This window comes from Plesiomonas sp. ZOR0011, assembly GCF_000800945.1.
GTDB classification, from domain to species: domain Bacteria; phylum Pseudomonadota; class Gammaproteobacteria; order Enterobacterales; family CAMTGL01; genus Plesiomonas; species Plesiomonas shigelloides.
The window spans coordinates 1-1,199 of the sequence record NZ_JRKB01000099.1 but is presented as its reverse complement, the minus strand read 5'-3'; the positions used below and the strand labels follow the sequence as shown (position 1 = coordinate 1,199).

1 protein-coding gene is annotated in these 1,199 nt (G+C 43.6%); it reads right to left on the bottom strand.

The window, feature by feature from the left end; genetic code table 11:
- Positions 1–48: 48 nt before the first annotated feature.
- Positions 49–1,124 (bottom strand): IS3 family transposase gene (locus tag L975_RS15880; RefSeq protein ID WP_156121237.1). Its coding sequence is split into 2 segments (ribosomal slippage): positions 49–881 and positions 881–1,124, totalling 1,077 coding nucleotides; the frame shifts between segments, so codons are not numbered across the junction.
- Positions 1,125–1,199: the final 75 nt, after the last annotated feature.

The window sequence follows — 1,199 nt, the reverse complement described above, 5'->3', positions numbered from 1 at the left end:
TGACCTTTCCCCTAGATTAATACCAATTTTATGATGAGATTCTTCAACCTACGCTGCTTGTCGTGCATATTCCACTGGTGACATGTAATTCAATGAGCTGTGTGGGCGAACACAATTATAGTGTTCTCGCCATAAGTCAATTTCATATCTCGCTTCATCCATCGTTCGAAACCAATGTTGGTTTAGGCATTCATTCCTGAACTTACCATTCAAGCTTTCAACAAACGCATTTTGGGTTGGTTTTCCTGGTTGGATAAAGCCCAAACCAACGTCTGTCTCCTTGCTCCAGAAAAACATCGCCTTACTAGTAAATTCGGTGCCATTATCACAGGTAATTTTGTTTGGTTTACCTCGCTGTTCAATGAGAAAGCTAAGGAATCGTGCAACTTGCCGGCCGCTGATGGAAACTGAGACCAACTGACCTACCATTTCACGAGAATAATCATCAACTACATTTAATACCCGAAAACGCCGACCATTGCTGAGCTGATCCGAGACAAAGTCCATAGACCAGCGTTGGTTTGTAGATGTGACTACTTCCATAGGTTGCCGTGGCCGAGTTAGCTTTTTGCGTTTCTTGGTGCGAACCTGTAAGCCTTCCTCTGTATAAAGGCGATAGGTGTGCTTGCGATTTTTTACCCAACCTTCACCACGCAGTAAACCATGCAACATTAAATAGCCATAGCGTGGATACTGCGTTGCTAAGGCTTTCAATCGTTGCCGTACGCCATTGTCCGTATTAGTCTTAGACTGATACCGCAATGCTGTTCTACTTAGACCCGCCAACTTGCAGGCAACCCGTTCACTCAAGCGAAATACGTCTATTAAATGTTGAGCAATAGGCTTCCTTGCCGCTGGCGTCACCACTTTTTTGACAACGCATCCTTCATTGCTTCAACTTCAAGCATCTTATCGGCAAGCAATTTTTTCAGCTTATTGTTCTCAGCTTCAAGTTCCTTAAGGCGCTTAGCTTCGTTTACTTCAAGCCCTGCGTACTTACTCCGCCAGTTGTAGAACGTACCGATAGATATGCCCATTTCTCGGCAAATATCTTCAACCTTGGCCCCAGCTTCATGTTTTTTTATGGCCTTAATGATGTGTTCTTCGGTGTAACGTTTTTTCATTTTGAGACCTCCATTAACCTCAGTGTATTGGAAATCTCATCAATGTCATGGTCTTAATTTTGGGGGAAAGGTCAG